The organism is Natribacillus halophilus, from assembly GCF_900100185.1.
GTDB lineage: Bacteria > Bacillota > Bacilli > Bacillales > Marinococcaceae > Natribacillus > Natribacillus halophilus.
In genome coordinates this window covers 80,750-103,756 of record NZ_FNEN01000006.1, presented here as the reverse complement: position 1 = coordinate 103,756, position 23,007 = coordinate 80,750, and the positions used below count along the sequence as shown (strand labels likewise).

Sequence of the window (23,007 nt, the reverse complement as noted above, 5' to 3'; positions counted from 1 at the left end):
CCCGGCTACAGAGGGATCACACGTTGCCTCTAATCCCTCTCGGGTCGGTTCCCCCGGCTTCAGAGGGATCACAACGCACCTCTGATCCCGAAGATGAACGGAGTATTCATTCATGATTGCCAATATAAACATTAAAAAAGCGGGCTATGACAATAAAAAGGCAGTAATAAATGACATCCGCTTTTCCGTTTCTGCCGGGGAACTAGTCGGGTTAATCGGTCCGAACGGAGCGGGCAAGAGTACAACGATTCAAGCCATGTTTGGGCTTTTGAAAGATTCAGATGACTTCATAGATTGGAACGATGAAGATGCACGATATGCATATGTCCCTGAGCAGCCAGTATTTTACAAAGAGTTGACCCTGTTGGAGGATCTTTCACTGGCTGCATCTTCATTGTCCATTGACGAATCCGAGACTTGGCAAAGAACGGAATATTTGCTTGACATATTTTCAATGCGTGATGTGAAACACCATCTAACGTGATGTTTGTCAAACGCTATTTATTCTATTATTGGAACGGCATCCTTTTAACAGGATTGAATGTGTTGCTGTTTTTAGGTTGCGGCGTGTTGTATGTGGCATTTGTTGGTGTAGAATTACTCATGTGGGTAGTGATCGGATTATGTACGGTCAGTTTGTACTTATTCATGCAAAAGAACATTCATTCAACGATTCATTTTCTGAAAGATGTTGAAAAAGAACAGGAGCTAAACATGAGATGGGTCGGTATGCTTTTGGACACGGGAGGCCATGTGGAAAAGCAACCCTTATTCACAAGAAGCAAGCCGTATCTTTTTTCAAAATCGCAACGGATATTCAAACGCTCGGGAGGAGCTTACCGTTTAGCGGAAATTTATATCAAACTATTCCTGCGTGACAAATCATCCATCAAGCTTTATCTACAATTAACGGGAATTACGATGGTAGGAATGTTTCTTTTGCCGGTCTGGGCCAAAGGTGTGCTTTGGTTAGCTACAATGACAATGCTGCTTGCTTTATTGATGATTAAGGAAAAAATCAGACAAAGCGGAGAACACTCTTATTTAAACATGTTTCGGTGGCATGAAGCGACTCGGCAAAATGGAATAGAGATCGCCCACTTTTATCTGCTCTTGCCTATTAGTCTCGTGACAGGTGCAGTCGTTGGCTGGTTTGTATTGTCCTGGATCGGAATGCTCCTTTTTCTTTGTGCCAGCCTTATTTTAGCGAGAATGTGTAAAAGGATTGTACGTTGACCATTGTAACTAAATAACAGCTAACAAGAGGTGAATGAATTGTCATCGAGACAGAATAGGTCAAATTCAACATCTAAATCGGATGAAGACCTTCAGCGGATCACGGTTGGAGAGCGTGCGTCCCACAATGCGACCATCACCCTCTTGGAGTATGATTCGAGTTGGCCTAAGCTATTCGAACGAGAGGCAGATAGGATACGTTCCGTACTCGGCACCGAGGTATTGCAATTGGAGCACGTTGGATCAACCTCAGTGCCGGGGCTATGCGCCAAGCCAATCATTGATATTGTACTGGTTGTAACGGACGCTGCCGACGAAACGACATATGTCTCGGTCTTAGAGAAAGCCGGGTACAAGCTGCGTATTCGGGAGCCGGAATGGTTTGAACACCGGTTGCTCAAAGGTCCCGATACGGATATAAATTTACATGTCTTCAGCAAAGGTACCTCTGAAATTAAAAAAATGGTGAGGTTTCGGGATTGGCTCCGGGCTAATGAGGCTGATCGAGATAAATATGCAGCTGTTAAACGTCGTCTGGCACAGCGTGAATGGCGGCATGTGCAGGACTATGCGGATGCCAAAGATACGGTTGTGCAGGAAATTATGGAGCGAGCAGAGGAGTTTGTCGTTGATGAGTGATTCAAATAACGTAGAAATACCAAAGGAAGCGGAACAAGCATTAAAAATTGTAGAGGAGTTACTTGGAAAAACGGTCGTCGGGGTCTATCTATTTGGTTCTGCAGTCATCGGTGGCTTGCGCATTAACAGTGATGTAGATGTCCTTGTGCTCGTCAATCGTCCATTATCTGAAGCGACACGAAAGAAACTAATAGATCGACTTATGCTTATATCAGGAAAGATAGGAAATACAGAGTCTATGCGACCACTTGAGGTCACGGTTGTAAACCATGAAGATGTTGTACCGTGGCAATATCCGCCAAAAAATGAATTTATTTATGGTGAGTGGCTCAGGGAAGAATTTGAGAAAGGGCAGGTTCAGGAACCCACTTATGACCCTGATTTGGCTATTGTTTTGGCGCAAGTAAGAGTGAATAGCGTTTTTCTTACGGGCCCCCATGCTTCGGATATCCTTGATCCTGTGCCGATGACAGATATTCGAAGAGCGATCAAGGAGTCTTTGCCAGAATTAATGGAAGAGATGAAAGGTGACGAACGTAACGTCATTTTAACGCTCGCCCGAATGTGGCAGACAGTGGCTGTTGGTGAAATTTCGCCAAAAGATGTAGCTGCAGAATGGGCGATCCCTCGGTTGCCGAAAGATCATGCAACTTTACTCGAGTTGGCCAGAAAAGCTTATCGAGGAGAATTTGTTGATAAGTGGGAAGGACTGGAAGCCGAGGTGACAGCACTTGTTTTTTATATGAAAAACGCTATCGAGTCTTATCTTAGTACCTGAGAACGGCGAAGGGGGGCAGAGAATTATTACACAACCACAATTTCATGACATAGCAGCTTTTATTGAAAAGATGAACTCACAAACCGAACACCATATAGGTTACTGTGGGAAGAAATCAGAAGAGATTCTTCATACATTAAAAGAAGAATTTACGTTGTTGGAAAAGTATCATTAAGCCAAGAAGATGTTTTAATAATAAATCCAAAGTAGTAAAATATATATAAAATTAACATTTTTATTGTAAGAGGGGGATGTATGCGACTACTCCCGAGTATTGTCTTACTGGTTGTCATTTTTCTTTTTGCGATTTTTTATACTGATTTGTTAAATTTCACGGGAATTGACCCAGAAATTGATTTTCGTATGTTAGAATATTTTGCTTTGCAATCAATCTTGTTCACTTTAGCTGGAGCATTGTTGTCCTTACTGTTTGTAGATTTGAGAAGGTTTCGATTCCGAGCGTTTTCAATTGTGGCTTGGGTTGGTGCAGGAATTATATTGGTATGTTTTTGGATGCCCTATTTTAACTTTCTTCCAAACGTCATCATTTTCCATCCAGAAGCACACACTTTTTTGATGATCACTGTGGGAATATTGATTATGGCAGGATTTTTCAAAAATCGATCGGAATAAATAGCCTTGCGGAGGATTTATCAACGGTCGAAGTTTATACAAGTTGTAGTCGTTGATTAACTGAATGAGAGAGGTAGATGTAAATGTTGATAAAACCAAGTAAATTACAGCGGGGAGATAAAGTTGCCACCGTAAGTCCGTCTTCGGGAGCGGCCGGTGATCCAAGCCTTAGATGGCGTTACGAGCAAGGTGTAAAGAGACTGGAAAATGTTTTTGGTCTAGAGGTTGTTCCGATGCCGAACAGTTTACAAGGATCAGAGTATCTTTATGATAACCCACAGGCTCGAGCGGATGATTTGATGACGGCGTTCACAGATCAGATTATTAAGGGAATCTTTGCAAATATTGGTGGCGATGATAGCATCCGCTTACTTCCGTACATTGATTTTGATGTCATAAGGAAAAACCCTAAAATATTTATGGGGTACTCGGATATAACGATCTCACACTTGTTCTGTCTCAAGGCAGGGATTTCTTCTTTTTATGGACCGGCGATTTTAAGCGATTTTGCTGAAAACGTTGAGATGGATCAGTATACCGTTGATGCGGTACAACGCACTCTCTTTTCGAATGAAACGATTGGTGAGATTAAGCCGGTTAAAGCATGGACGAGTGAGTACCTGGAATGGGATGAGGTTAATAAGAACCAACGACGGACCATGCAACCAAATTCAGGATATGAGCTGCTTCAAGGTTCGGAAGTCGTGCAAGGAAGGCTGCTGGGCGGTTGTATTGATGTGCTGGAGTTTGCGAAAGGCACGCACATTTGGCCTGAGCAGAAATATTGGGAGGACAGCATTCTTTTCTTTGAAACCTCGGAGGAAAAAGCGGGACCTGATCTTATAAAATTCTGGTTGCGTAACTATGCTGCCCAGGGCATTTTGCAAACGGCAAAAGGCATTGTCTTTGGTAAGCCACAGGACGAAAAGTATTATGAGGAATATAAAGAGGTCATTTTGCAGGTTATGAAGGAAAATGATTTGGAAAACTTACCGATTCTTTATAACATGAATTTTGGCCACACCGAGCCGAAATTCATACTGCCATACGGTGTCATGGCAGAGATTAATTGTAATGATAAAACCTTCTCAATTGTGGAAAGTGGGGTTGAATAATTACATCTAAAGGGGAGATTTATTTGAATGTAAATATTGTGAAGCCTCGTCCGGAACATGTTTCCGGAATTGCCCGCGTTTGTGATGTGGGTTGGCGGCAAACGGTCGAAAGTATTTTGAGTGACAAGTACCAGAACCAGAATGCGGCGTTTTGGTACAACCATGACAAGGTGCTCTCGGATATCGATAATGGAATTTACCCCCATGTGGCACTTATTGATGGAGAGGTTGTCGGAGCGATTGGTGGCGCAAAAACCGGACCAGAACGTGGCGATGTGTTTGTATTGTATGTCGATGAAACGTACCGCTACCAAGGAGTTGGACGCCGGCTGCTCGCAGCCCTTACTGAGGAACAGATAGCAGACGGTGCATTTGAGCAGTGGGTATCCGTTGAGAAAGGCAACTGGCGGGGAATTCCGTTTTATGAGGCAAGGGGCTTTGAGCTGCAAAGAGAACAAAAGAAGGAAACTGACACCGGTGAAAAGCATGTGACACTGGCATTTAGGCGGGTTGTTAAGGACATGATTTAATGAGGCGATGACAGATTTGAGGGATCACATCCCGTTTCTGATTCCTCTCGGGACGACTTCAATGGCTTTTGAGGGATCACATCCCGTTTCTGATCCCTCTCAGGACGACTTCACTGGCTTTTGAGGGATCGCATCCTGTTTCTGATCCCTCTCGGGACAGCTACACTGGCTTTTGAGGGATCACATCCCGTTTCTGATCCCTCTCAGGACGACTTCACTGGCTTTTGAGGGATCGCATCCTGTTTCTGATCCCTCTCGGAACAGCTACACTGCCTTTTGAGAGATCACAATCTCTCCCCCTCGGGCCTGTGTCTCAAAAAGGCTAATTATATTTCCCTTTAAAAATAGATATTCTTTGACTATACCTTGAGGGTGAGTTAATCGGGAATATTTATCAAGTGAATGCTAATGAATTATATTTACAAGGCTTGGAGAGGGCAAACCTTTAGAAAAGTTGAACGGTTTCTATACTGCACGTTTCGAAAGCGTGTTGGCGATTTCCGAATTATTTTCGAGGTCGATCAAGGTGAGCTCATTGTGCAAGGTTGGCAGCCGTGAGGATATTTATTAGAAATAAGTAAACGCCTCTTTGTTTTTGGAAAAGAGCGTTTATTTTGTATAGATGTATTTTTTGGAACACGATGACTATTGTTCTGTCTTTCTCAATACGATAAGGCGCGAGAACGGAATAAGAGTTGCTCCTTTCATAATATGGAACGGTTTAAAGTTCCGCTTTAAAGGTTAGAGTCTTATATACAGAAATGGAGGTGTAATAATGGATTGGTTTATGACGTGGATTTTTCCTCCAATTGTATTGGCGATTATTGTATTTTACTTCGTTGCTTTAGGTAAAAATGTGCGAAGAACGGAAGATAAACATGGAAGAGATATGACACATGAATTAAATCCTTTTACTGGTACGAAAATGCCTTCAGCAGATGATGATGACAAAGATAGAAAGAAGAACAAGGACAAAAAAACAACTAATATCTCGCCACGTTCCCGGTTTTAGAAATGGGGTAATCGGACGTATTAAGGATTTCACCTATAATCAAAACAAAATGTGGTCTGACATTCGAATGAGATTAGCGGAAAAAGTGTTTGCGCACATTTTGCGGAAGGCATTATGTAGAAAGTGACTCGGAGATTAATAAATTAAAACAGGACACGAGTTTTACGATGCGCTTACCGAAATCATAATTTGTGAGTCGGATAGAGGGGGAGAAGTAATGAAAGAGCCTAACGATAAAGAAATCAAAGAAGCGCAGGGTGAATATAAAAAAGTAGGCAAGGTTCGGCCAAAGCTTAAGGACTTGAGTACGAGAACCTTGCTAATCGTTCTCTTAATACTTCTGCTTGTTTTTCTAGTAGAACTTTTACCATTTGAATAGGTTTAGACCAAAGGGCGGAATCACAACGGAAGATTGAGAAGGGAGATTCGCCCTCTCGCCAGGTCATCAACACTTATGGCGCCCTAACGTGTTATGTTGACAGTCGTTAGGTCGTCAACCATGGTTTATGAAGCCCTAACGCAGTATGCCGAAAGTCGTTAGGTCGTCAACGTTGGTGTGTAACCCCTAACTCGTACAACGTTCCCCGGATCATTCCCTTGTTTTTCCTAGTAAAAGTGTTCGAACTGTGGCTTACAGTAGATATTTTCCGTCGCTTCGAGAAACGATACCGAAAACCTGTACGCATGAAAAACAAAGTATGATATACTAGCTGGACAATAGAATGAGATTCTCAGGGGTAGCGTTCACCATGTCAACCTTCGTGTCTGTGGTCGTCCGTGACTTACGGACAGAAGGGGGGTGATCTTCCATTTCAGTTTATGAAGCCTTAATGCTTTGTGTGGCCACGGCTACACTTGTGTACTTTATAGCATCGAAAGAAGACGATAAACGAAAGAAGTAGCTACCCCCTGAGAGTCCCAACCTCGGGGTAACTACTTCGCCTAAGAGTGAACGATTATCCCTGAAGGATAGCGTTCTATTGGGAGACCGTTGGTGTACCCTCACCACGGTCTTTTTAAATGTACGCCTTTCTTAACTATAGTATACACTAAACCACTATCTGATGGCAAACTTATTCGGGTCGACTTAGGGCAGCCTCCCCGTCTGCACCGCGTAATCCGCTACATTCAATTCCAGTGGTTCGTCGACAGCCATGCGAGCGAGTATCGAGCCTAAATATGGAGCCATTGTTAAGCCGGTGGCGCCGAGCCCGTTTGCAAAGAGCAGGCCTTTTAATTCGGGAAGGTCCCCGAATACAGGCAGAAAATTCGGCGTGAAAGGGCGGAAGCCGACGCGTGTGTCGGTCCATTCTGCATCGGCTAGACCCGGTGCCACCTGCAAGGTTTTCGACAGAATCTCGTGAATCGGTCCGGCGGTTACGCGTTCATCAAATCCGGTATCGTCTTCCTGCGAGGAACCGGCGACTATGCGTCCCTGCTCAAATGGAGCAATGTATTGTTTCCCGGGCGGGATAACAATCGGCCATTCCCCCGTTTCCGTATTGGGGAGCTGAAGATGTAGAATTTGTGCTTTTTGTTCACTTACATGAACATCGATGCCGAATGGATCCAATAAAGACTGCGCCCAGGCGCCGGTGGTGAGAACCACCGTATCACCGTAAATCTCTTTTCCGTTGACTTTGATGCCGGCCACGTTTGTTCCATCCTTTAGGAGCGCAGCATCCCCTTTGATAAACTGTGCCCCGGCCTTCTCCGCAGCCCTCAAAAAAGCGTCCCGCAATAGACGCCCATCGACACGGGCGGCTCCTTCGGCATAAAGGCTGCTGTAAGTCCCATCGCCAAGGAGCGGGAAGCGTTCCTTCGTTTCCCGGGGTGACAAAAGAAGCAGTTCGCCGATCTCCGGAGCGTCTTGTCGTTTGATTTGCGCCCGTTCCATCGTTTCCCTTAATTTCTTTTCATCCGTATGCAGGCGCAGGGCGCCCACCTGCTTATACCCGGCGTTCGTTTCGCCGTCTTTTTCCAGTTCGGCGATGATCTTCGGGTAATAGGCAGCGCCGTTTCTTACGAGTGTATACCAGGCTTTGTTTCGCCGCTGTGACAACCACGGGCAAATCATGCCTGCAGCCGCGGAAGTTGCCTGGCCGCTGTCGCCGCTGTCGACGATGGTGACGTTATATCCTTTTTTCGCTAGATGATACGCCGTTGAAGCTCCGAGAATACCGGCGCCGACGATGATGATGTTCATGGGTGGACTCCAATCATTTACAATTTTTCCAATGCAAGCAAGAACGGCGGATGGTTTTTACGATTGCTGAATTCGTAGCGTGCAACCAGGAAAAATTCCTGGTCGAGGGATGATGTAAAAGAAAGCAAGGCATCGCGTTCTTTTTTGCCTTCTTCGTGTCCGTGATAGATGACGAGCGCGATCAAGCCTTTGCTCGGCATGAGATCAAGCAATTGGGTGATGGCGGCAATCGTGGATTCACTGCTCGTTGTTACGGTTTTGTTACTCCCGGGCAAGTAGCCAAGATTAAAAATGGCGGCTTTCGGCGGGGTGTAACGTTTGGCTCTGAAAATATCTCCAATATAAGCATGGCTATCTCCAATCAGTTCCACCCGCTCAGCAAGCTGTCCGCTTTTAAGTCGGTCCCGTGTGTTTTGGATCGCTTCAGGTTGAATGTCGAAGCTGACCACGCAGCCTGAAGCCCCCACCTGCTCTGCGAGGATGGCAGTATCATGCCCGTTTCCTGCCGTCGCGTCTACAACCGTATCGCCATGTGTGATCACTCTTTCCAGCAAATGATGGGCAAACGGAATGACTCCATATAAACTCATGGGCGGACACCTCTCAATTTGTTTATTGTAGCATTTGAACAAATCGTTGTATAATCGGACCTGACAGGAGGCGTTATCTCATGAGAATGGTAGATTTAATCGCAAAAAAAAGAGATGGACAGTTACTTGAAAATAGTGAAATCGAAGCGTTCGTCCGTAACTACACAGCGGAGCGAATCCCTGATTATCAGGCTTCAGCGTTCGCGATGGCGATTTATTTCCAGGGCATGAACGAGCAAGAGAGTGCCACGCTTACAAAAGCGATGGCCGCTTCCGGTGATCAACTCGATCTCTCCCGTATTGACGGCACGAAAGTCGATAAGCATTCCACCGGCGGTGTCGGGGATAAGACAACGTTCATTTTATCGCCGATCGTGGCCGCGGCCGGTGTGCCTGTCGCCAAGTTATCCGGACGCGGGTTAGGGCATACCGGCGGTACGATTGATAAACTGGAATCGTTCCCGAATTTTAGAACCGAACTGGATCAGGACGCGTTTATCGAGTTGGTCAACAAGCATAAAATGGCGATTGCCGGGCAATCCGGCAACCTCACACCAGCTGATAAGAAGCTGTACGCGCTCCGTGATGTGACCGCGACCGTGAATGCCATGCCGCTGATCGCCAGTTCAATTATGAGTAAAAAAATCGCCGCGGGCTCGGACGCGATCGTTCTTGATGTGAAAGTCGGCAGCGGTGCGTTCATGAATGATCTGCCGGCGGCAAAAGAGCTCGCGCAAACGATGGTCAATATCGGGAACGAACTTGACCGCAGAACGGTCGCAGTGATTTCCGATATGGACCAACCACTTGGAAGCATGGTCGGTAATGCTCTAGAGGTAAAAGAAGTCATTGATGTCTTACGGGGAGGCGGACCGGACGATATTCGCCGATTAAGCGTTCGTCTGGCCGCGCACATGCTCGTTCTCGGTGGCAAGGCTGAAAATGTGGAAGCAGGTGAAGCATTGGCGAACACGTTGATACAGGATGGGCGAGCCCTTAACGTGTTTCGTAAATTCATCGCAAACCAAGGCAGCGATCCGTCCCTCGTGGATCATCCTGAACGAATCGCACAAGCCGAGCACACCGTAATGGTTAACACTTCTGAACCAGGCTATGTGACGGGCATTGAGGCAACGAAAATCGGTCAGGCCGCCAGCATGTTGGGAGCCGGACGGATGACGAAAGAGGACACCATCGACCATGCTGTCGGTGTGGAATTAAAAGCGAAAGTCGGCGACCGAGTGGAAAAAGGCGATCCGCTTGTTGTTTTGCATGCAAATCAGGATGAGACAACAGAAGTGGAGGCGCTCATAAACGAAAGCTATAGCATCGGAGCTCAAAAGCCGGATGAACGACCGCTCATCTTTACTGAAATGGTGTGATCATAATGAATCAAGCCGCCCGGCTCTATTGGGACGAATACTGGCAAGAAAACGAACAACCATCGACCGTGAGCGCCTGGGCATTCGGCGCGCAAGCGGATGAATTGGCGCAACTCGTTATTGATGGTGTCAAAACCGCTACGTGCTCGGCCTACATTTTGTATGAAATTGAAAATGAACCTTTACCGACAACCGATGACTACAGCATTATTTTAAACAGCGCGGATGAGCCGGTAGCGATCATTAAAACAGAGGAGGTCACTCTTACACCGATGAATGAAGTGACCGCAGAATTCGCGCGAGCCGAGGGCGAAGGGGATCGCAGTTATCAATATTGGAAAGACGAACATGAAAAATTTTTCAAAACGGCTTTAAAGGAATTCGGCTACGAATTTTCGGAAGATCTGCTGCTCGTCTGCGAACGATTTTCGCTTGTGGATGTGAAGCGCCAGAATAAGCTGTAAAAGTGACAGATTCTGACCCGAAAGCGCCAGATTATCTTTGAAATGCGCCAGAATACCATTCAAAAGCGCCAGATTTCACTGCCCGCTCATCTTGACATTCCCTGTTTTCATCCCTACAATGACAGTATCAAGACGTACGGGAACATAGTGTCATAGGGCGTAGCCCTTTGCTTCGATACTTATCGTGCAGTGATCCCGTCCCGGGGGAGGGGCGGGTTTTATTTTTCCATACGAGGAGGCTATTTGTATGGCTTTTCCGCATAAAGAAATTGAGAAAAAATGGCAGAATTACTGGGAAACAGAAAAAACTTTCCGTACAGATAGAGAGGACACAGCAAAATCCAAATTTTACGTATTGGATATGTTCCCTTACCCGTCCGGTTCCGGCATTCACGTCGGCCATCCCCTTGGGTATACGGCGACCGATGTTATCGCGCGCATGAAGCGAATGCAGGGATATCATGTGCTCCATCCCATGGGTTGGGATGCCTTCGGCTTGCCTGCTGAACAATACGCGCTGGATACGAATGAACATCCCGGCACTTTTACCGAGGCCAATGTAAAGATCTTTCGTCGCCAGCTCAAGAGCCTGGGTTTTTCGTATGACTGGGACCGGGAAATCAATACGACCGATCCCAACTATTATAAATGGACGCAATGGATCTTTTTACAATTGTATAAGCACGGGTTGGCGTATGTAGATGAAGTTCCCGTGAACTGGTGCCCGGCGCTCGGGACCGTACTCGCCAATGAAGAAGTGATCGATGGCGTCAGCGAGCGGGGCGGACATCCGGTTGAACGCCGTCCGATGAAACAGTGGATACTGAAAATCACCGCTTACGCTGATCGTCTTTTGGAAGACCTCGAGGAGATTGACTGGCCGGAAAGCATCAAGGAGATGCAGCGCAACTGGATTGGCAGGTCGGAAGGGGCCGAAGCAACATTTACGGTTGCCGATCAAGCCGATGAGACCATCAAGGTCTTTACGACCCGGCCGGACACATTGTTCGGGGCCACGTATATGGTGCTTGCCCCGGAGCATGAGCTTGTGGAGAAAATAACGACCGCGGCAGAACGCGAGAAGGTAGACGAGTATAAGAAAGCCGTTTCCCTGAAGAGCGACCTGGAGCGTACAGAACTTACCAAAGAGAAAAGCGGCGTGTTTACAGGCGCGTACGCCATCAACCCCGTTAACGATGAAAAAATTCCCATCTGGATTGCCGATTATGTGTTGATCACGTATGGAACGGGCGCTGTAATGGCGGTACCCGCGCATGATGATCGAGATTACGAGTTCGCGAAAGCGTTTGATCTCCCTATTCGTGAAGTCGTTTCTGGCGGAAACATTGCAGAAGCAGCGTACATCGATGATGGCGTGCACGTAAACTCTGATTTTCTCAACGGGTTGCATAACGAAAAAGCGATAGAAAAAGTGATCGAGTGGCTAGAGGAAAATAACGTTGGCCGCAGGGAAACGAGCTATCGTCTTCGCGACTGGTTGTTCAGTCGTCAACGATATTGGGGAGAACCGATCCCGATTATCCACTGGGAAGACGGGTCCATGTCTGCCGTTGATGAAAGCGAACTTCCCTTGATGTTACCCGATGTAGGTGAATTTAAGCCGCCGGGAAATGGGGAATCTCCGCTCGCGAACGCGACGGACTGGCTGGAAGTGACCGATCCCGCGACGGGAATGAAAGGCCGTCGGGAAACGAATACGATGCCGCAATGGGCAGGCAGTTGCTGGTATTTCCTGCGCTTCATTGATCCGCACAACGATGAAGCTCTGGCTGATTGGGAAAAAATGAAATACTGGCTTCCGGTCGACTTGTATCTCGGCGGGGCCGAACACGCGGTGCTCCATCTGTTATACGCACGTTTCTGGCATAAATTTCTGTATGACATCGGGGTTGTTCCTACGAAAGAACCTTTTCAGAAACTGTATAACCAGGGAATGATACTTGGCGAAAACCATGAAAAAATGAGCAAATCAAAAGGAAATGTCATCAATCCGGATGATATTCTGGAAAGTCATGGTGCCGATACGTTACGGTTGTATGAAATGTTCATGGGACCGCTCGATGCGGCAGTCGCCTGGTCGGAAAACGGCCTGGATGGTGCACGTCGGTTTCTGGATCGCGTATGGCGTCTTCTCGTTACAGAAGACGGACAGTTAACATCTGCCATCTCTGACAGTGAAGGCGCTGATCATAAGCTCTGGTCCACGTACTATCAAACGGTTAAAAAAGTGGGCGATGATTTCGAACATCTGCGTTTCAATACCGGGATCAGTCAAATGATGGTCTTTATCAACGCCGCCAACAAGGAAGAAACCATTCCGCGCGGAGCGGCTGAAGGCTTCGTCAAGATGCTCTCACCGGTCGCGCCCCACGTGGCAGAAGAACTATGGACGATCCTCGGTCATACGTCGTCGATGACGTATGAACCGTGGCCAACGTATGATGAATCCTATCTCGTCGAAGATGAAGTGGAAGTTGTCCTGCAGGTGAACGGCAAGGTCCGTTCAAAGATGCAAATGTCAAAAGAAGCGACGAAAGAAAAAATGGAAGAAGTCGCGTTGGCCGACGAGAAAATCGCAGCCAATATTGAAGGAAAGACGATCCAAAAAGTCATCGCGGTACCGGGAAAACTCGTGAATATCGTGGCGAACTAAAAAAATGAGTGAGAGGTGGCGGATGCTCCTCTCACTCGTTTTGTTGTGCCGCGCTTTTTCCAGCCGCATAGCCTGTCGAGAAGGCGCAGGTAATGTTAAAACCACCGGTATAGCCGTGGATGTCGAGCACTTCTCCGCAAAAATAAAGCCCTTGCTTAATCTTTGAGCGCATCGTTTTCGGTTCGATTTCCTTGATGGAGACACCTCCGCCGGTGACGAAGGCCTTTTTCAGGGAAAGGGTCCCGTCCGAGGAGAAGACAAACTGCTTCATCTCTTTGGCCAACGTCTGAAGTTGTTCCGCCTGCGCTTCTTTTAAAGCCTGTGACGGGTCTATATTCACCCGTTCCAATAACAGAAGAAGATAGCGCTCCGGCGCCAGTGAGGCCAGGGCATTTTTGCAGGATTTTTCCCCGGCTGTTTTTTTCAGCTTGTGCAGTTGTTGTTCCATGTCACCGACGGATTCTCCGGGATGAAGATCAATGCTTAAGGTGACAGGTTGATCACCATTTTTCTTTTGTTCTTTTACGATGTACTGGCTGCAGCGAAGGGCGATCGGGCCGGAAATGCCAAAATGGGTGAAAAGCATATCGCCTTCGTGAGTCACGATCGCTTTCTTTTTTTGATTCCAGACCGTGAGTTCCACATCGCGAAGGGACAACCCCTGCAATGTTCGTTCCTGGATATAACGGTCGTTTGAAGTGATCGGTACTTCGGTCGGATAGAGTTCGGTGACGGTATGCCCGGCTTGCCTGGCCCACGGATAAGCATCCCCCGTAGATCCTGTGTGAGGGACCGAGGTGCCCCCGGTCGCTACGATGACGTGATTGGCTTTCAGCAGACGGTCATTTTCCAGTTTCACCCCGGTGATTTCATCCTCTTCGAAGGCGAGGCCGGTGACCCGTTGATCGGTGATCGTCTCAACCCCTTTGAGACGGAGTTGGTCAAGCAAGACCTGAACCACCGTGGCCGCTTTATCATTCACCGGAAACATCCGGCCCATATCTTCTTCTTTCAGTGCGATCCCCAGATCTTCAAAAAAAGCGATGATGTTTTCATTGTTAAAGACGGAGAACGGACTATACATAAACTTTCCGTTGCCCGGAATATAGCGAATCAGTTCACGCTCATCCATACGATTGGTCACGTTGCAACGCCCGCCGCCAGAGATGGCCAGCTTGCGGCCCAATTTATTTCCTTTATCGAGTAACGTAACGTCTGCTCCGTGGCTGGCGGCAGAAACGGCGGCCATCAAACCGGCCGGGCCTCCGCCAATGACGATAACTTTGTTCATGGTGCTGCTCCTTTAGAAAGTAATTACACGTTATCTTATCATGTTTTGATTAAGTTTGGCACGGGAAGCTTTTTGCCGATGAGATAGGTGCTCCATCTAAAGGATGACAGGATGTGGGAGACGAGAATCGACGTGCCCACAGCGTAAACGAGAGCCAGCACAAAGTATAACAAGGGTGGCATCCCCGGAATGGTCGGAAGATAATAAAGAAATATTTTATGAAGCAAATAAATGTGGAACGAATGCTTGCTGATAAATAAAACAGGCCGCGGGACCTTTTCGAAGCGATGAGTGGCGAGGGCAATCAAGGAAATGACCCCGATAGTATAAAAGATGTTATCCAACCGTTTGGATGATACGGTGGTGAGGAGGTCCGTGCGAACCAAAAAGACCATGATGATAAAGCTGACGAGCGGCAACAACACGATCGACCATTTGAAATGAGCAATTTTTTCTTTAATCAACGGATAATGCAGTCCGCAGTAATACCCGAGGGTAAAATAGAAGATCCACCCGACGAATAAAAGCCAATAGCCTCTTTCCCACATATACGCTCCAACTGTATTCTCGGGAAAGGCGATAAAATTAAAACAGGCAAGATAGCCCACGTTTATGAGTAAGGCCGCAGGCAGAATAATCTTCGGATCGCTCTTTCGTAAAAACCGATGAAACAAATAATGCAGAAGATAAAACTGGAAAATAACCAGGATAAAATAACCGGTATAATTGCCGGCAAAAACGTTTAAGAGAGCATCCATTCCGATATCGCTCCAGTTGTCATTGGTGACGAAGGCAAAGACGATGCCCATAAAGATAAACGGAAGGAGTAAATATTGCACTCGTTTCCAAAAAAAGTCCTCAGGCAAGGCATTAGGATATACACGAGCCAACAAAAGTTCGGAAATAAATACAAAAGCAGGCGTTCCAAAGAAAGCCGCGAACCTGATCGTGATTAAAATGTATTCGTCTAATTGTGAAATCACGCCTTCATAATTTTCGAGGGTTGTATAGACGGCATGAATGACAGCAACGGCTAGGCAGGCAAAAGAACGTATCCAGAATACTTCATTAACGATTCGCCCTTCTCTCAACGGTCACACCCCTTGAGTTAATCACATTAGTGGGATCATTTTAATATCAACCGAAGACGTGATTTTTATTCTTCACAATGAATCGAGCAAACCCCTTGAAAAAAGTGTGGATTTTCGTTAACATATGGAGCTGTACGAAGAATTTTGGAGGAGTACCCAAGTTCGGCTGAAGGGGGTAGACTCGAAATCTACTAGGGGCTTAACGGCCCGCGGGGGTTCGAATCCCTCCTCCTCCGCCATTACTGATACGATGGTATTTATAGTGATTTTCAGCACTCCTTTTAGCGCAATAAAGGGGTGTTTTTTATTGCCGATGGGCAGGATGAACAATATTGCCTCGTGGTTTGAGCCGATTGCTTTTTACACATAAAGATTAAAACAAGATTGATTTTATAGTATAATATCCAGTGGGAGTTAAATCCCCTTGTAGGTTCACGAATGCCACAACCGAATGAGGGAAGGAGAAATTTACATGTCCAAGCCAAAGATAGTTGTGCTCGGGGCGGGGTATGCCGGGCTTGCAACGACGAGGCGACTGACACAAAAATTAATGCCCGAAGAAGCTGACATTGTATTGGTCAATAAACATAATTACCATTATGAAAGCACTTGGCTGCATGAAGTAGCCGCAGGAACGATCAACCATAACCAGGCAAGGGTGATGCTCAGTGACGTAGTCAACCCACGGCGTGTGGATCTGATTTATGACATAGTCGTTGAAGTGAAAAAAGATGAAAATACTGTCGTCCTTGAAAACTCAGAGCTTACTTATGATTACCTTGTGTTTGCACTTGGATTTGAGTCGAACGATTTCGGGATCAAAGGAATGGGAGAGAACGCACTTGCCATTGAAGACATGGATTCCAGCAGGTTCATCAATGAGCATATGGAATATCAATTTGCCAAATACAAAAATGAAGAAAATCCGGAAGAACATAGCCTGAATATCCTTGTCGGCGGTGCAGGGTTTACCGGTGTGGAACTAGTCGGCGAGCTGGTTGAACGGGTGCCGCAGCTTTGCAACAAATACGATATCGATCCTGGGAAAGCACACATAATCAATGTAGAGGCGGCCCCTTCCATTTTGCCGATGTTCGATGAAGATCTCGTCGAATATGCCAAAAAGTCCCTGGAAGACCGCGGTGTGGAATTTAGAATCGGCGCTCCTATTTCAGAGTGTATACCGGAAGGGTTTGTTGTCGGGGAGGATGAAGAATTAATCAAAGCAGGGACTATCGTTTGGACAGGCGGTGTAAAAGGAAGCTCAGTACTTGAAAAATCCGGTTTCGAGCTGACGAAAGGAAAAGTAAATGTACAGCCCGACCTTCGTCTAGAAGCGGAAGAAAATATATTTGTGCTGGGAGACTGTTCCTGGGTATGGAATCATGAAGAAGATCAACCTTATCCGCCGACTGCACAACTTGCCGTTCAGGAAGGTGATGTGACGGCAAGGAATGTGAAGGCGTTGTTAAGAAATGACCCGACGGATGATTTTGTATTTAACGATAAAGGCACTGTAGCTTCTCTGGGGATGACAGATGGCATTGGAAGTGTTTTCAATAATTATAAACTACAGGGAAAATCGGCAGCAGCGATGAAAAAGGTCGTGGATAACCAATCTCTATTTATGCTTGGCGGTCCGAAACTCTTGCTGAAAAAAGGAAAAGTGCGTCCATTTTAAGGAGGGTTTTTAAATGAAAAAAACATTATACGGAATTTTAATTGTACTCATTACACTGGTGGGCCTCAGATGTGCAAGTGATTGCCTGGAGGAAACAAGAGATTTCCGTTGATGGTAAGAAAACAACAAAGGAATTTCCAACATTAATGGCATCCCCCTATACCGCTAAGGACTTCGTCACATAAGCTAATCAAAATGTAAAAATGAGCGTTGTTCTTCCAAAAAACCAGGACCGCCCGGTCTGTTTTGGGTTATATGAATCGCTCTTTAACGATTGTGCAATTAAGTCATTAAGTGTTAAATTATCTCATGAAGGCATCGCTCGGTGCCTTTATTTTTAAGTCATTGGGTAGGTGATCTAATGGAAAAGGAAGTATTTATTGATAACATGCGCCCGGAAGACTGGGAAAAAGTTAGAGCAGTTTATCGTGAAGGCATTGCTACCGGAAATGCAACTTTTCAAAAAGAAGCTCCTTCCTGGGAAGAATGGAATAATAATCATTTATCTAAATGTCGAATGGTTGCACGTTTTGAAGATAAAATTTTGGGTTGGGCTGCTTTAAGTCCTGTCTCAAGCCGAAGTGTCTACGCAGGCGTTGCGGAAGTAAGGGTTTATGTAAGTCAAATGAGCAAGGGAAAAGGAATTGGCGGCTTACTTTTAAAAGCTTTAATCGAACAAAGTGAACAGAATGGGTTCTGGACGTTACAATCCGGCATTTTCCCAGAAAATGTAGCAAGTATTACCTTACATAAAAAATATGGTTTTCGGGAAGTCGGACGACGAGAACGTATAGGTGAAATGGATGGTGTCTGGCGTGATACTATCCTGTTGGAAAGAAGAAGTGATAAAGCAGGAATAAGTTAAAAGTGTTCGAGAAAAAATCTGCTCCCGGGAGCAGATTTTTTTAGCAGAGAAGAAAGTATAACTTTTGTATCATGCATAAGTGCAACTAAGGCTTTCGCCAGGCTTGGCGATAAGCCAAGTTTTCTTTAAGTATTGTTCCGGTGCTCACTCTCATCCACGAGGCTCGTTAAATCTTCATTGAGTGCTTCGAGTTGCCGGAACTGTTCACTGATAGCGATCATGTAGTCGTTTTGTTCTTCGACGCTCGCGAACACTTCCTCGACCATGCCATGAGAATTCTCGGTGACGTCAGCGATAGCGGCGATTTCACCGGTGATGGTTTGCGAGGAGCTTTCCAGTCTTTTGACGAGTGATTCCAGCGTACTTGCCGTCTCTCTCATTTCTCCCGTATTTTTAACTAAAAATTCCAGGCTTCCTTCACTTTGTTGGGCCATGTCTAGGCTGTCATCGACTGCTTTCTTACTACGATTCACTTCTGTTGAGACTGTACCGGTTTGTTCCTGGATCGCATGAACAATGGCCGCTATTTCTTTCGTTGACTGTTGGGAATCGACCGCCAGTTTACGCACTTCATCAGCGACGACCGCGAATCCTTTTCCATGTTCTCCCGCCCGTGCCGCTTCTATCGCCGCGTTTAACGACAGAAGGTTCGTCTGTTCGGCAAGCCCGTCCACGGTGACAAGGATCGACCCGATATTTTTTGTTTTTTCCGTCAGGTCTCCCATCGTATCGGCGGTATTCTGGACCATTTGCTGGACTTTGCCGACTTCAATTTTCAGTTGCCGCAGCCGTTCATAGTCGGAAGTCGCTTCTTTTAAACTGTCATCGGTGGCTGTTGTCACACTTGTCGTGTGATTCGCCACCTCGCTTACCGTGTGGTCCTGGTTTTGCATGAGATCATTCATTTCTTTTACGCTGGCCGCCTGGTTTTCGGTTCCCGCGGAAACCTCGGTAAATGCCTCCCGCAATTGATTCGAAATGTCCTTCATCGAAGTGATATTTTCAGTGACTTTACGGCTGAATTGTTGTATGGAGGCTTGCGAATTGGCTATTTTGGCAAGTAGATTTTCCAGTCGTTCTTGCCTGTGTATGGCTTTTTCAGCTTGATTTCCCACATTTTGTTGCATCTTAGATCCAATCGTCGCTTGACCCATCAAAACCAATGCGACCAAAATGACATACAAGTTCAAGGAAATGAGCACATCGTTTCCCAGGCCCCCAAACATCGGTTCATTCAAAGCGATAAAGAAATAATTCGTTAAAATAAGATTGAGTACACCGGAGAGGGCGATTAATTTGTAATTGTGATAGAGAGATACGATCGCCATGGTGAGAAAGACCATGAGATAGTTGGAAATCTTCGGAGAGCTAAGACAAAGGATGACCGTAAAAATGGAAAAACTAATCGTTACCATATAGGGAATGACCGTCGTTAATTTTTGCGAGTAAGTGAAAAAGGTGAGCGTAGAAGCAATAATTAAACTTGTTATGAAAAAGATAACGATGGCCTGAGTCGGTACCTGACTGACAAAATTACTGATTAAACCGAGAACAAACAGTGCCCAGACGAGTTTCACCAACATTTTATTTCTTTTATGTAACGCATCTTTCTGCAAAAAAGACCACCCTTTTCATGGAATCAATAGGAAAATAAAACTAGAAAATAAAATCATATGAATATTATACCATGAAAAAATGACTAATCAATAAAAATTTGCCGGGATATCGACCATGCTCATAATGGTAATCTCTTCTCGATGACGCCCTAACGCGTTATAGGGGAGGCCGTTAGGTCGTCATCATGAACTGGCATGCTGGCTTATTCCTTTTGGCAGCCAATGGGATCCTAACAACTTTTTTGCCCTGTTCTTTTCAGATACAATGAAATCATGAAAAGCTATTGTGAGGGATGGCTGATGGATATTCAGGATCAATTGCAACAGGCGCTAGCAGAGTGTGAACGGTTAAAACAAGAGAATGAAGAACTGAAGCATTTATTGGCTGAATGTGAAAAAGAAAACAAAAAGGACCAATCGAAAAAGAAAATAGAGATATTTAAACATTTGTTCAAAGGGCGTTCCGATGTCTTTCCTGTAAGATGGGTGACAAAAGAAGGGCGGGCCGGATATTCGCCGTCGAAGAATTCGCAACAACAGTTCCACCCACTAACGGACCAAACTATTTATGACCATTTAACCGGGAAACACACGATTGGCATTTATCCAATGTTGAAGGATAATACCTGTTTTTTCCTGGCAATTGATTTTGATAAGGACCATTGGCAACAAGATGCTCAGGCTTTTGTGACGGTTTGTGAAAAACACGAGATTCCTGTATCTATAGAAAGATCTCGTTCGGGTAATGGCTGCCATGTATGGGTTTTTTTCTCAGAACCCGTCCCGGCTGCGACAGCACGGGAATTGGGAAATTGTCTGTTGGAACAGACGGTGGACACTCATGGCCGACTGGATTCTTATGACCGAAAGTTTCCGTCTCAAGATACGTTATCCGAAGGTGGGTTTGGAAATCTTATTGCGCTTCCCCTACAGCGGGAACCTCGGAACAGCGGGAATAGTGTTTTTACAGATAAAAACTTTAGCCCATACGATGATCAGTGGGCATATTTATCTACTATTCAGAAACTATCTTTGGATGATATATTGAAAATAATAAGAGGATCGACAAATAACAACGGAAATGAAGTGGCCATAGAACGGAAAAATGGGGTTATCATTCAAAAAGCGAATATACCTTCTGATGTCATAAATGAATGTAAAGAAGTTGCTTCTTTTAGCAACCCAAAATATCACATCGCGAGATCGACCCGTATGTCTACAAAAAATATCCCGCGAAAGATCCGTGCTTACGATGAGGAATCTAATCATGTGATTTTGCCTAGAGGTTGTTATGAAAAAATCATTGATATTTTGAATAAAAACGAGATACATCCGCAAATTTATGATAACAGGAATGAAGGGAATCCGATTAAAACGAATTTCTCCGGTCAATTGTTAGATGAGCAACAGGCAGCATTGGACGAGCTCACAAGTCACTCGGACGGCATATTAGTCGCTCCAACAGGTTTTGGAAAAACTGTCATTGCCGCGGCACTGATTGCCAAAAGAAAAGTGAATACATTAGTGATCGTCGATCGCACACAGTTAATCCAGCAATGGAAGGAGCGGCTTCAGTCTTTTTTGGAGATCAGCCCCAAAACGATCGGTCAAATCGGCGGCGGGAAAAAGAAAGCGACCGGAATTGTCGATATTGCCACTTACCAAAGTTTACATCGAAAAGAGGCAATCAATGAATATGGTCAAATTATTGTCGATGAATGCCACCATGCCGGCGCTGTATCATTTGAAGATATACTCAAGGCAACCGATGCAAAATTTGTCCATGGCCTGACGGCCACACCTAAACGAAAAGACGGTCTCGAGCCAATTATGAGAATGCAATGCGGCCCCCTTCGTTATAAGGTGAAAACAAATGTACACCATTTCGAACACCTGTTAATTCCGAGATATACATCTTTTCAATCTGAAAATGAGAAACTTCAAGATTTATATGAGGAGATTTCAAACCATGAAGGAAGAAATGAGACGATTTTCAATGATGTGTTAACAGCACTTGATCGAGGTCGTTCACCTTTGGTATTAACGGAAAGACTAGACCATGTTGCTCATTTAGAGGGTAAATTCAGTGGTCTTGCAAAAAATCTGATCGTATTAACAGGGAAGTTAACGAAAAGTGAAAAAGAGAAGCGACTGGAAAAGCTCCGACAAGTACCGACGGATGAAGAGTGCTTGATTATTGCTACAGGCAAGTATATTGGCGAAGGGTTTGACGATGAACGCTTGGATACACTGTTTTTAACGATGCCGATTTCCTGGAAGGGTATACTGCAGCAATATGTCGGGCGATTGCAACGAGCACATGCTGAGAAAACATCCATTGAAGTTTATGATTATGTCGACGATAAGGTTCCACAGCTGAAAAAGATGTATGACGAAAAACGCAGGAAAGGTTATAAAGCGTTAGGGTTTAAAACCGAGGAAGAAAGGAAAGACGGACAGCAAATGACATTATTTTAAGAGGTGGAATCTTTGATGGAAACGTTTCAATTCAAAACATCCAGTCGGGATGAAATGATCGATATAACCCAGGACATACAGGATTGGGCCAAGAAAGAAGGCTATCGTGACGGGGTCATTACACTTTTTAACATGCATACAACCGCGGGATTAACGGTGAATGAAAATGCCGATCCGGACGTGAAAAAGGATTTTATTCGTCGCCTGGATGAAGTGTATCCGTGGCATCATCCCGAGGACCGGCACAGAGAAGGAAATACGGCCGCCCACTTGAAAGCAAGTACGGTCGGGACGAGTGAAACGGTGCTTGTCAAAGATGGAAGACTCGTGCTCGGAACCTGGCAAGGCATTTATTATTGCGAGTTTGACGGGCCACGACCGAATAGAAAAGTGCATGCAGTGTTTAACGGAGAATGAATATGACTATAGATTTACGCGATGAAGCGTGAATTTTGATAAACTGAATATAAGCAAAAAAGGGGTGCAGTAATGAGCAGAAGGGAAAGAGGAGGTAGCCGGGGCGGGATAGCTATTGGATGTGGTATGAGCGTTGGATTGATTTTGCTTGTGAAAATAAAATTAGCCTTCTGAGACGCAGCCCCGAGATGGATCAGGGGAGCGATGTTATCCATCAAACGCCAGTGTAACTGCCGCGAGAGGGATCAGAAGAGCGAAGCGATCCCTCAAACGCTAGTGAATCCGGTCCGAGAGGGATCAGAAGAGCGA

21 protein-coding genes and 1 tRNA gene are annotated in these 23,007 nt (G+C 45.6%); 17 read left to right on the top strand and 5 right to left on the bottom strand.

Translation table 11 applies throughout. The features are described 5' to 3' along the window. The first annotated feature begins 112 nt into the window (after positions 1–112). From BLS58_RS08875 to BLS58_RS17525, 9 genes are all read left to right on the top strand, one after another. Entirely contained in the window at positions 113–484 is a 372-nt protein-coding gene (locus BLS58_RS08875; RefSeq protein ID WP_090398092.1) for an ATP-binding cassette domain-containing protein, read from the top strand. Further along, positions 484–1,236 carry an ABC transporter permease gene (locus tag BLS58_RS08870; protein ID WP_090398091.1) on the top strand — a complete coding sequence of 251 codons (753 nt, stop codon included), beginning with the start codon at positions 484–486 and terminating at the stop codon, positions 1,234–1,236. Before BLS58_RS08875 ends, BLS58_RS08870 begins: the two co-directional genes overlap by 1 nt. Before the next feature lie 39 nt (positions 1,237–1,275). Beyond that, on the top strand, positions 1,276–1,875 hold the full coding sequence (locus BLS58_RS08865) for a GrpB family protein (protein ID WP_090398089.1): 600 nt from the start codon (positions 1,276–1,278) through the stop codon (positions 1,873–1,875). Beyond that, positions 1,868–2,653, top strand: coding sequence for an aminoglycoside nucleotidyltransferase ANT(9) (gene ant(9) / locus BLS58_RS08860; RefSeq protein WP_090398088.1), 786 nt, complete (start codon positions 1,868–1,870; stop codon positions 2,651–2,653). The genes BLS58_RS08865 and ant(9) overlap by 8 nt, the downstream gene beginning before the upstream one ends. Before the next feature lie 255 nt (positions 2,654–2,908). Then, positions 2,909–3,286, top strand: a complete 378-nt coding sequence (locus BLS58_RS08855) for a hypothetical protein (RefSeq protein ID WP_090398086.1) — start codon at positions 2,909–2,911, stop codon at positions 3,284–3,286. Between the two features lie 83 nt (positions 3,287–3,369). After that, positions 3,370–4,401, top strand: a complete 1,032-nt coding sequence (locus BLS58_RS08850; protein ID WP_090398084.1) for a S66 family peptidase — start codon at positions 3,370–3,372, stop codon at positions 4,399–4,401. A 23-nt stretch (positions 4,402–4,424) separates the two neighbouring features. Then, positions 4,425–4,931, top strand: coding sequence for a GNAT family N-acetyltransferase (locus BLS58_RS08845; protein ID WP_090398082.1), 507 nt, complete (start codon positions 4,425–4,427; stop codon positions 4,929–4,931). Positions 4,932–5,706: 775 nt separating this feature from the next. Further along, the gene (locus BLS58_RS08840) at positions 5,707–5,943 is read left to right on the top strand and encodes a hypothetical protein (RefSeq protein WP_090398079.1); all 237 of its coding nucleotides are present in this window, start codon (positions 5,707–5,709) and stop codon (positions 5,941–5,943) included. A 217-nt stretch (positions 5,944–6,160) separates the two neighbouring features. Further along, complete coding sequence (locus tag BLS58_RS17525; RefSeq protein ID WP_176764679.1) at positions 6,161–6,322, top strand: hypothetical protein; 162 nt, start codon at positions 6,161–6,163, stop codon at positions 6,320–6,322. A gap of 708 nt (positions 6,323–7,030) precedes the next feature. Here BLS58_RS17525 and BLS58_RS08835 read toward each other — a convergent pair. Next, a complete protein-coding gene (locus BLS58_RS08835; RefSeq protein WP_090398078.1) occupies positions 7,031–8,149 on the bottom strand; it encodes an NAD(P)/FAD-dependent oxidoreductase in 1,119 nt (372 codons plus the stop codon). A 17-nt stretch (positions 8,150–8,166) separates the two neighbouring features. Next, positions 8,167–8,739: a tRNA 5-(aminomethyl)-2-thiouridylate-methyltransferase MnmM gene (mnmM, locus tag BLS58_RS08830; protein WP_090398076.1), complete on the bottom strand. Its 573-nt coding sequence runs from the start codon at positions 8,737–8,739 to the stop codon at positions 8,167–8,169. 80 nt (positions 8,740–8,819) lie between these two features. Between mnmM and BLS58_RS08825 the strand changes: the two genes are divergently transcribed. The 3 genes from BLS58_RS08825 (at position 8,820) to leuS (ending at position 13,259) form a co-directional block, all read left to right on the top strand. Next, the gene (locus BLS58_RS08825; RefSeq protein WP_090398075.1) at positions 8,820–10,121 is read left to right on the top strand and encodes a pyrimidine-nucleoside phosphorylase; all 1,302 of its coding nucleotides are present in this window, start codon (positions 8,820–8,822) and stop codon (positions 10,119–10,121) included. A 5-nt stretch (positions 10,122–10,126) separates the two neighbouring features. Next, on the top strand, positions 10,127–10,585 hold the full coding sequence (locus BLS58_RS08820; RefSeq protein WP_090398073.1) for an ASCH domain-containing protein: 459 nt from the start codon (positions 10,127–10,129) through the stop codon (positions 10,583–10,585). A 247-nt stretch (positions 10,586–10,832) separates the two neighbouring features. Further along, a complete protein-coding gene (gene leuS / locus BLS58_RS08815; RefSeq protein ID WP_090398071.1) occupies positions 10,833–13,259 on the top strand; it encodes a leucine--tRNA ligase in 2,427 nt (808 codons plus the stop codon). Between the two features lie 31 nt (positions 13,260–13,290). Here leuS and BLS58_RS08810 read toward each other — a convergent pair whose 3' ends face one another. Together BLS58_RS08810 and BLS58_RS08805 are read right to left on the bottom strand one after the other, a co-directional pair. Next, positions 13,291–14,550, bottom strand: a complete 1,260-nt coding sequence (locus BLS58_RS08810) for a BaiN/RdsA family NAD(P)/FAD-dependent oxidoreductase (protein ID WP_090398069.1) — start codon at positions 14,548–14,550, stop codon at positions 13,291–13,293. Between the two features lie 38 nt (positions 14,551–14,588). Next, on the bottom strand, positions 14,589–15,641 hold the full coding sequence (locus BLS58_RS08805; protein WP_090398067.1) for an acyltransferase family protein: 1,053 nt from the start codon (positions 15,639–15,641) through the stop codon (positions 14,589–14,591). A 146-nt stretch (positions 15,642–15,787) separates the two neighbouring features. Between BLS58_RS08805 and BLS58_RS08800 the strand changes: the two genes are divergently transcribed. The 3 genes from BLS58_RS08800 to BLS58_RS08790 all read left to right on the top strand — a co-directional run bounded on the left by BLS58_RS08800 (position 15,788) and on the right by BLS58_RS08790 (position 18,187). Next, positions 15,788–15,880, top strand: a tRNA-Ser gene (locus BLS58_RS08800). Between the two features lie 233 nt (positions 15,881–16,113). Then, positions 16,114–17,322, top strand: a complete 1,209-nt coding sequence (locus BLS58_RS08795; protein WP_090398065.1) for an NAD(P)/FAD-dependent oxidoreductase — start codon at positions 16,114–16,116, stop codon at positions 17,320–17,322. A 361-nt stretch (positions 17,323–17,683) separates the two neighbouring features. Further along, entirely contained in the window at positions 17,684–18,187 is a 504-nt protein-coding gene (locus tag BLS58_RS08790) for a GNAT family N-acetyltransferase (RefSeq protein ID WP_090398063.1), read from the top strand. Between the two features lie 125 nt (positions 18,188–18,312). Here BLS58_RS08790 and BLS58_RS08785 read toward each other — a convergent pair whose 3' ends face one another. Further along, a complete protein-coding gene (locus BLS58_RS08785; protein WP_090398061.1) occupies positions 18,313–19,803 on the bottom strand; it encodes a methyl-accepting chemotaxis protein in 1,491 nt (496 codons plus the stop codon). Positions 19,804–20,103: 300 nt separating this feature from the next. Here BLS58_RS08785 and BLS58_RS08780 point away from each other — a divergent pair, with 300 nt between their 5' ends. Then, the gene (locus BLS58_RS08780) at positions 20,104–22,281 is read left to right on the top strand and encodes a DEAD/DEAH box helicase (protein ID WP_090398059.1); all 2,178 of its coding nucleotides are present in this window, start codon (positions 20,104–20,106) and stop codon (positions 22,279–22,281) included. A gap of 12 nt (positions 22,282–22,293) precedes the next feature. Beyond that, the gene (locus BLS58_RS08775) at positions 22,294–22,698 is read left to right on the top strand and encodes a secondary thiamine-phosphate synthase enzyme YjbQ (protein ID WP_425433685.1); all 405 of its coding nucleotides are present in this window, start codon (positions 22,294–22,296) and stop codon (positions 22,696–22,698) included. Positions 22,699–23,007 lie beyond the last annotated feature (309 nt).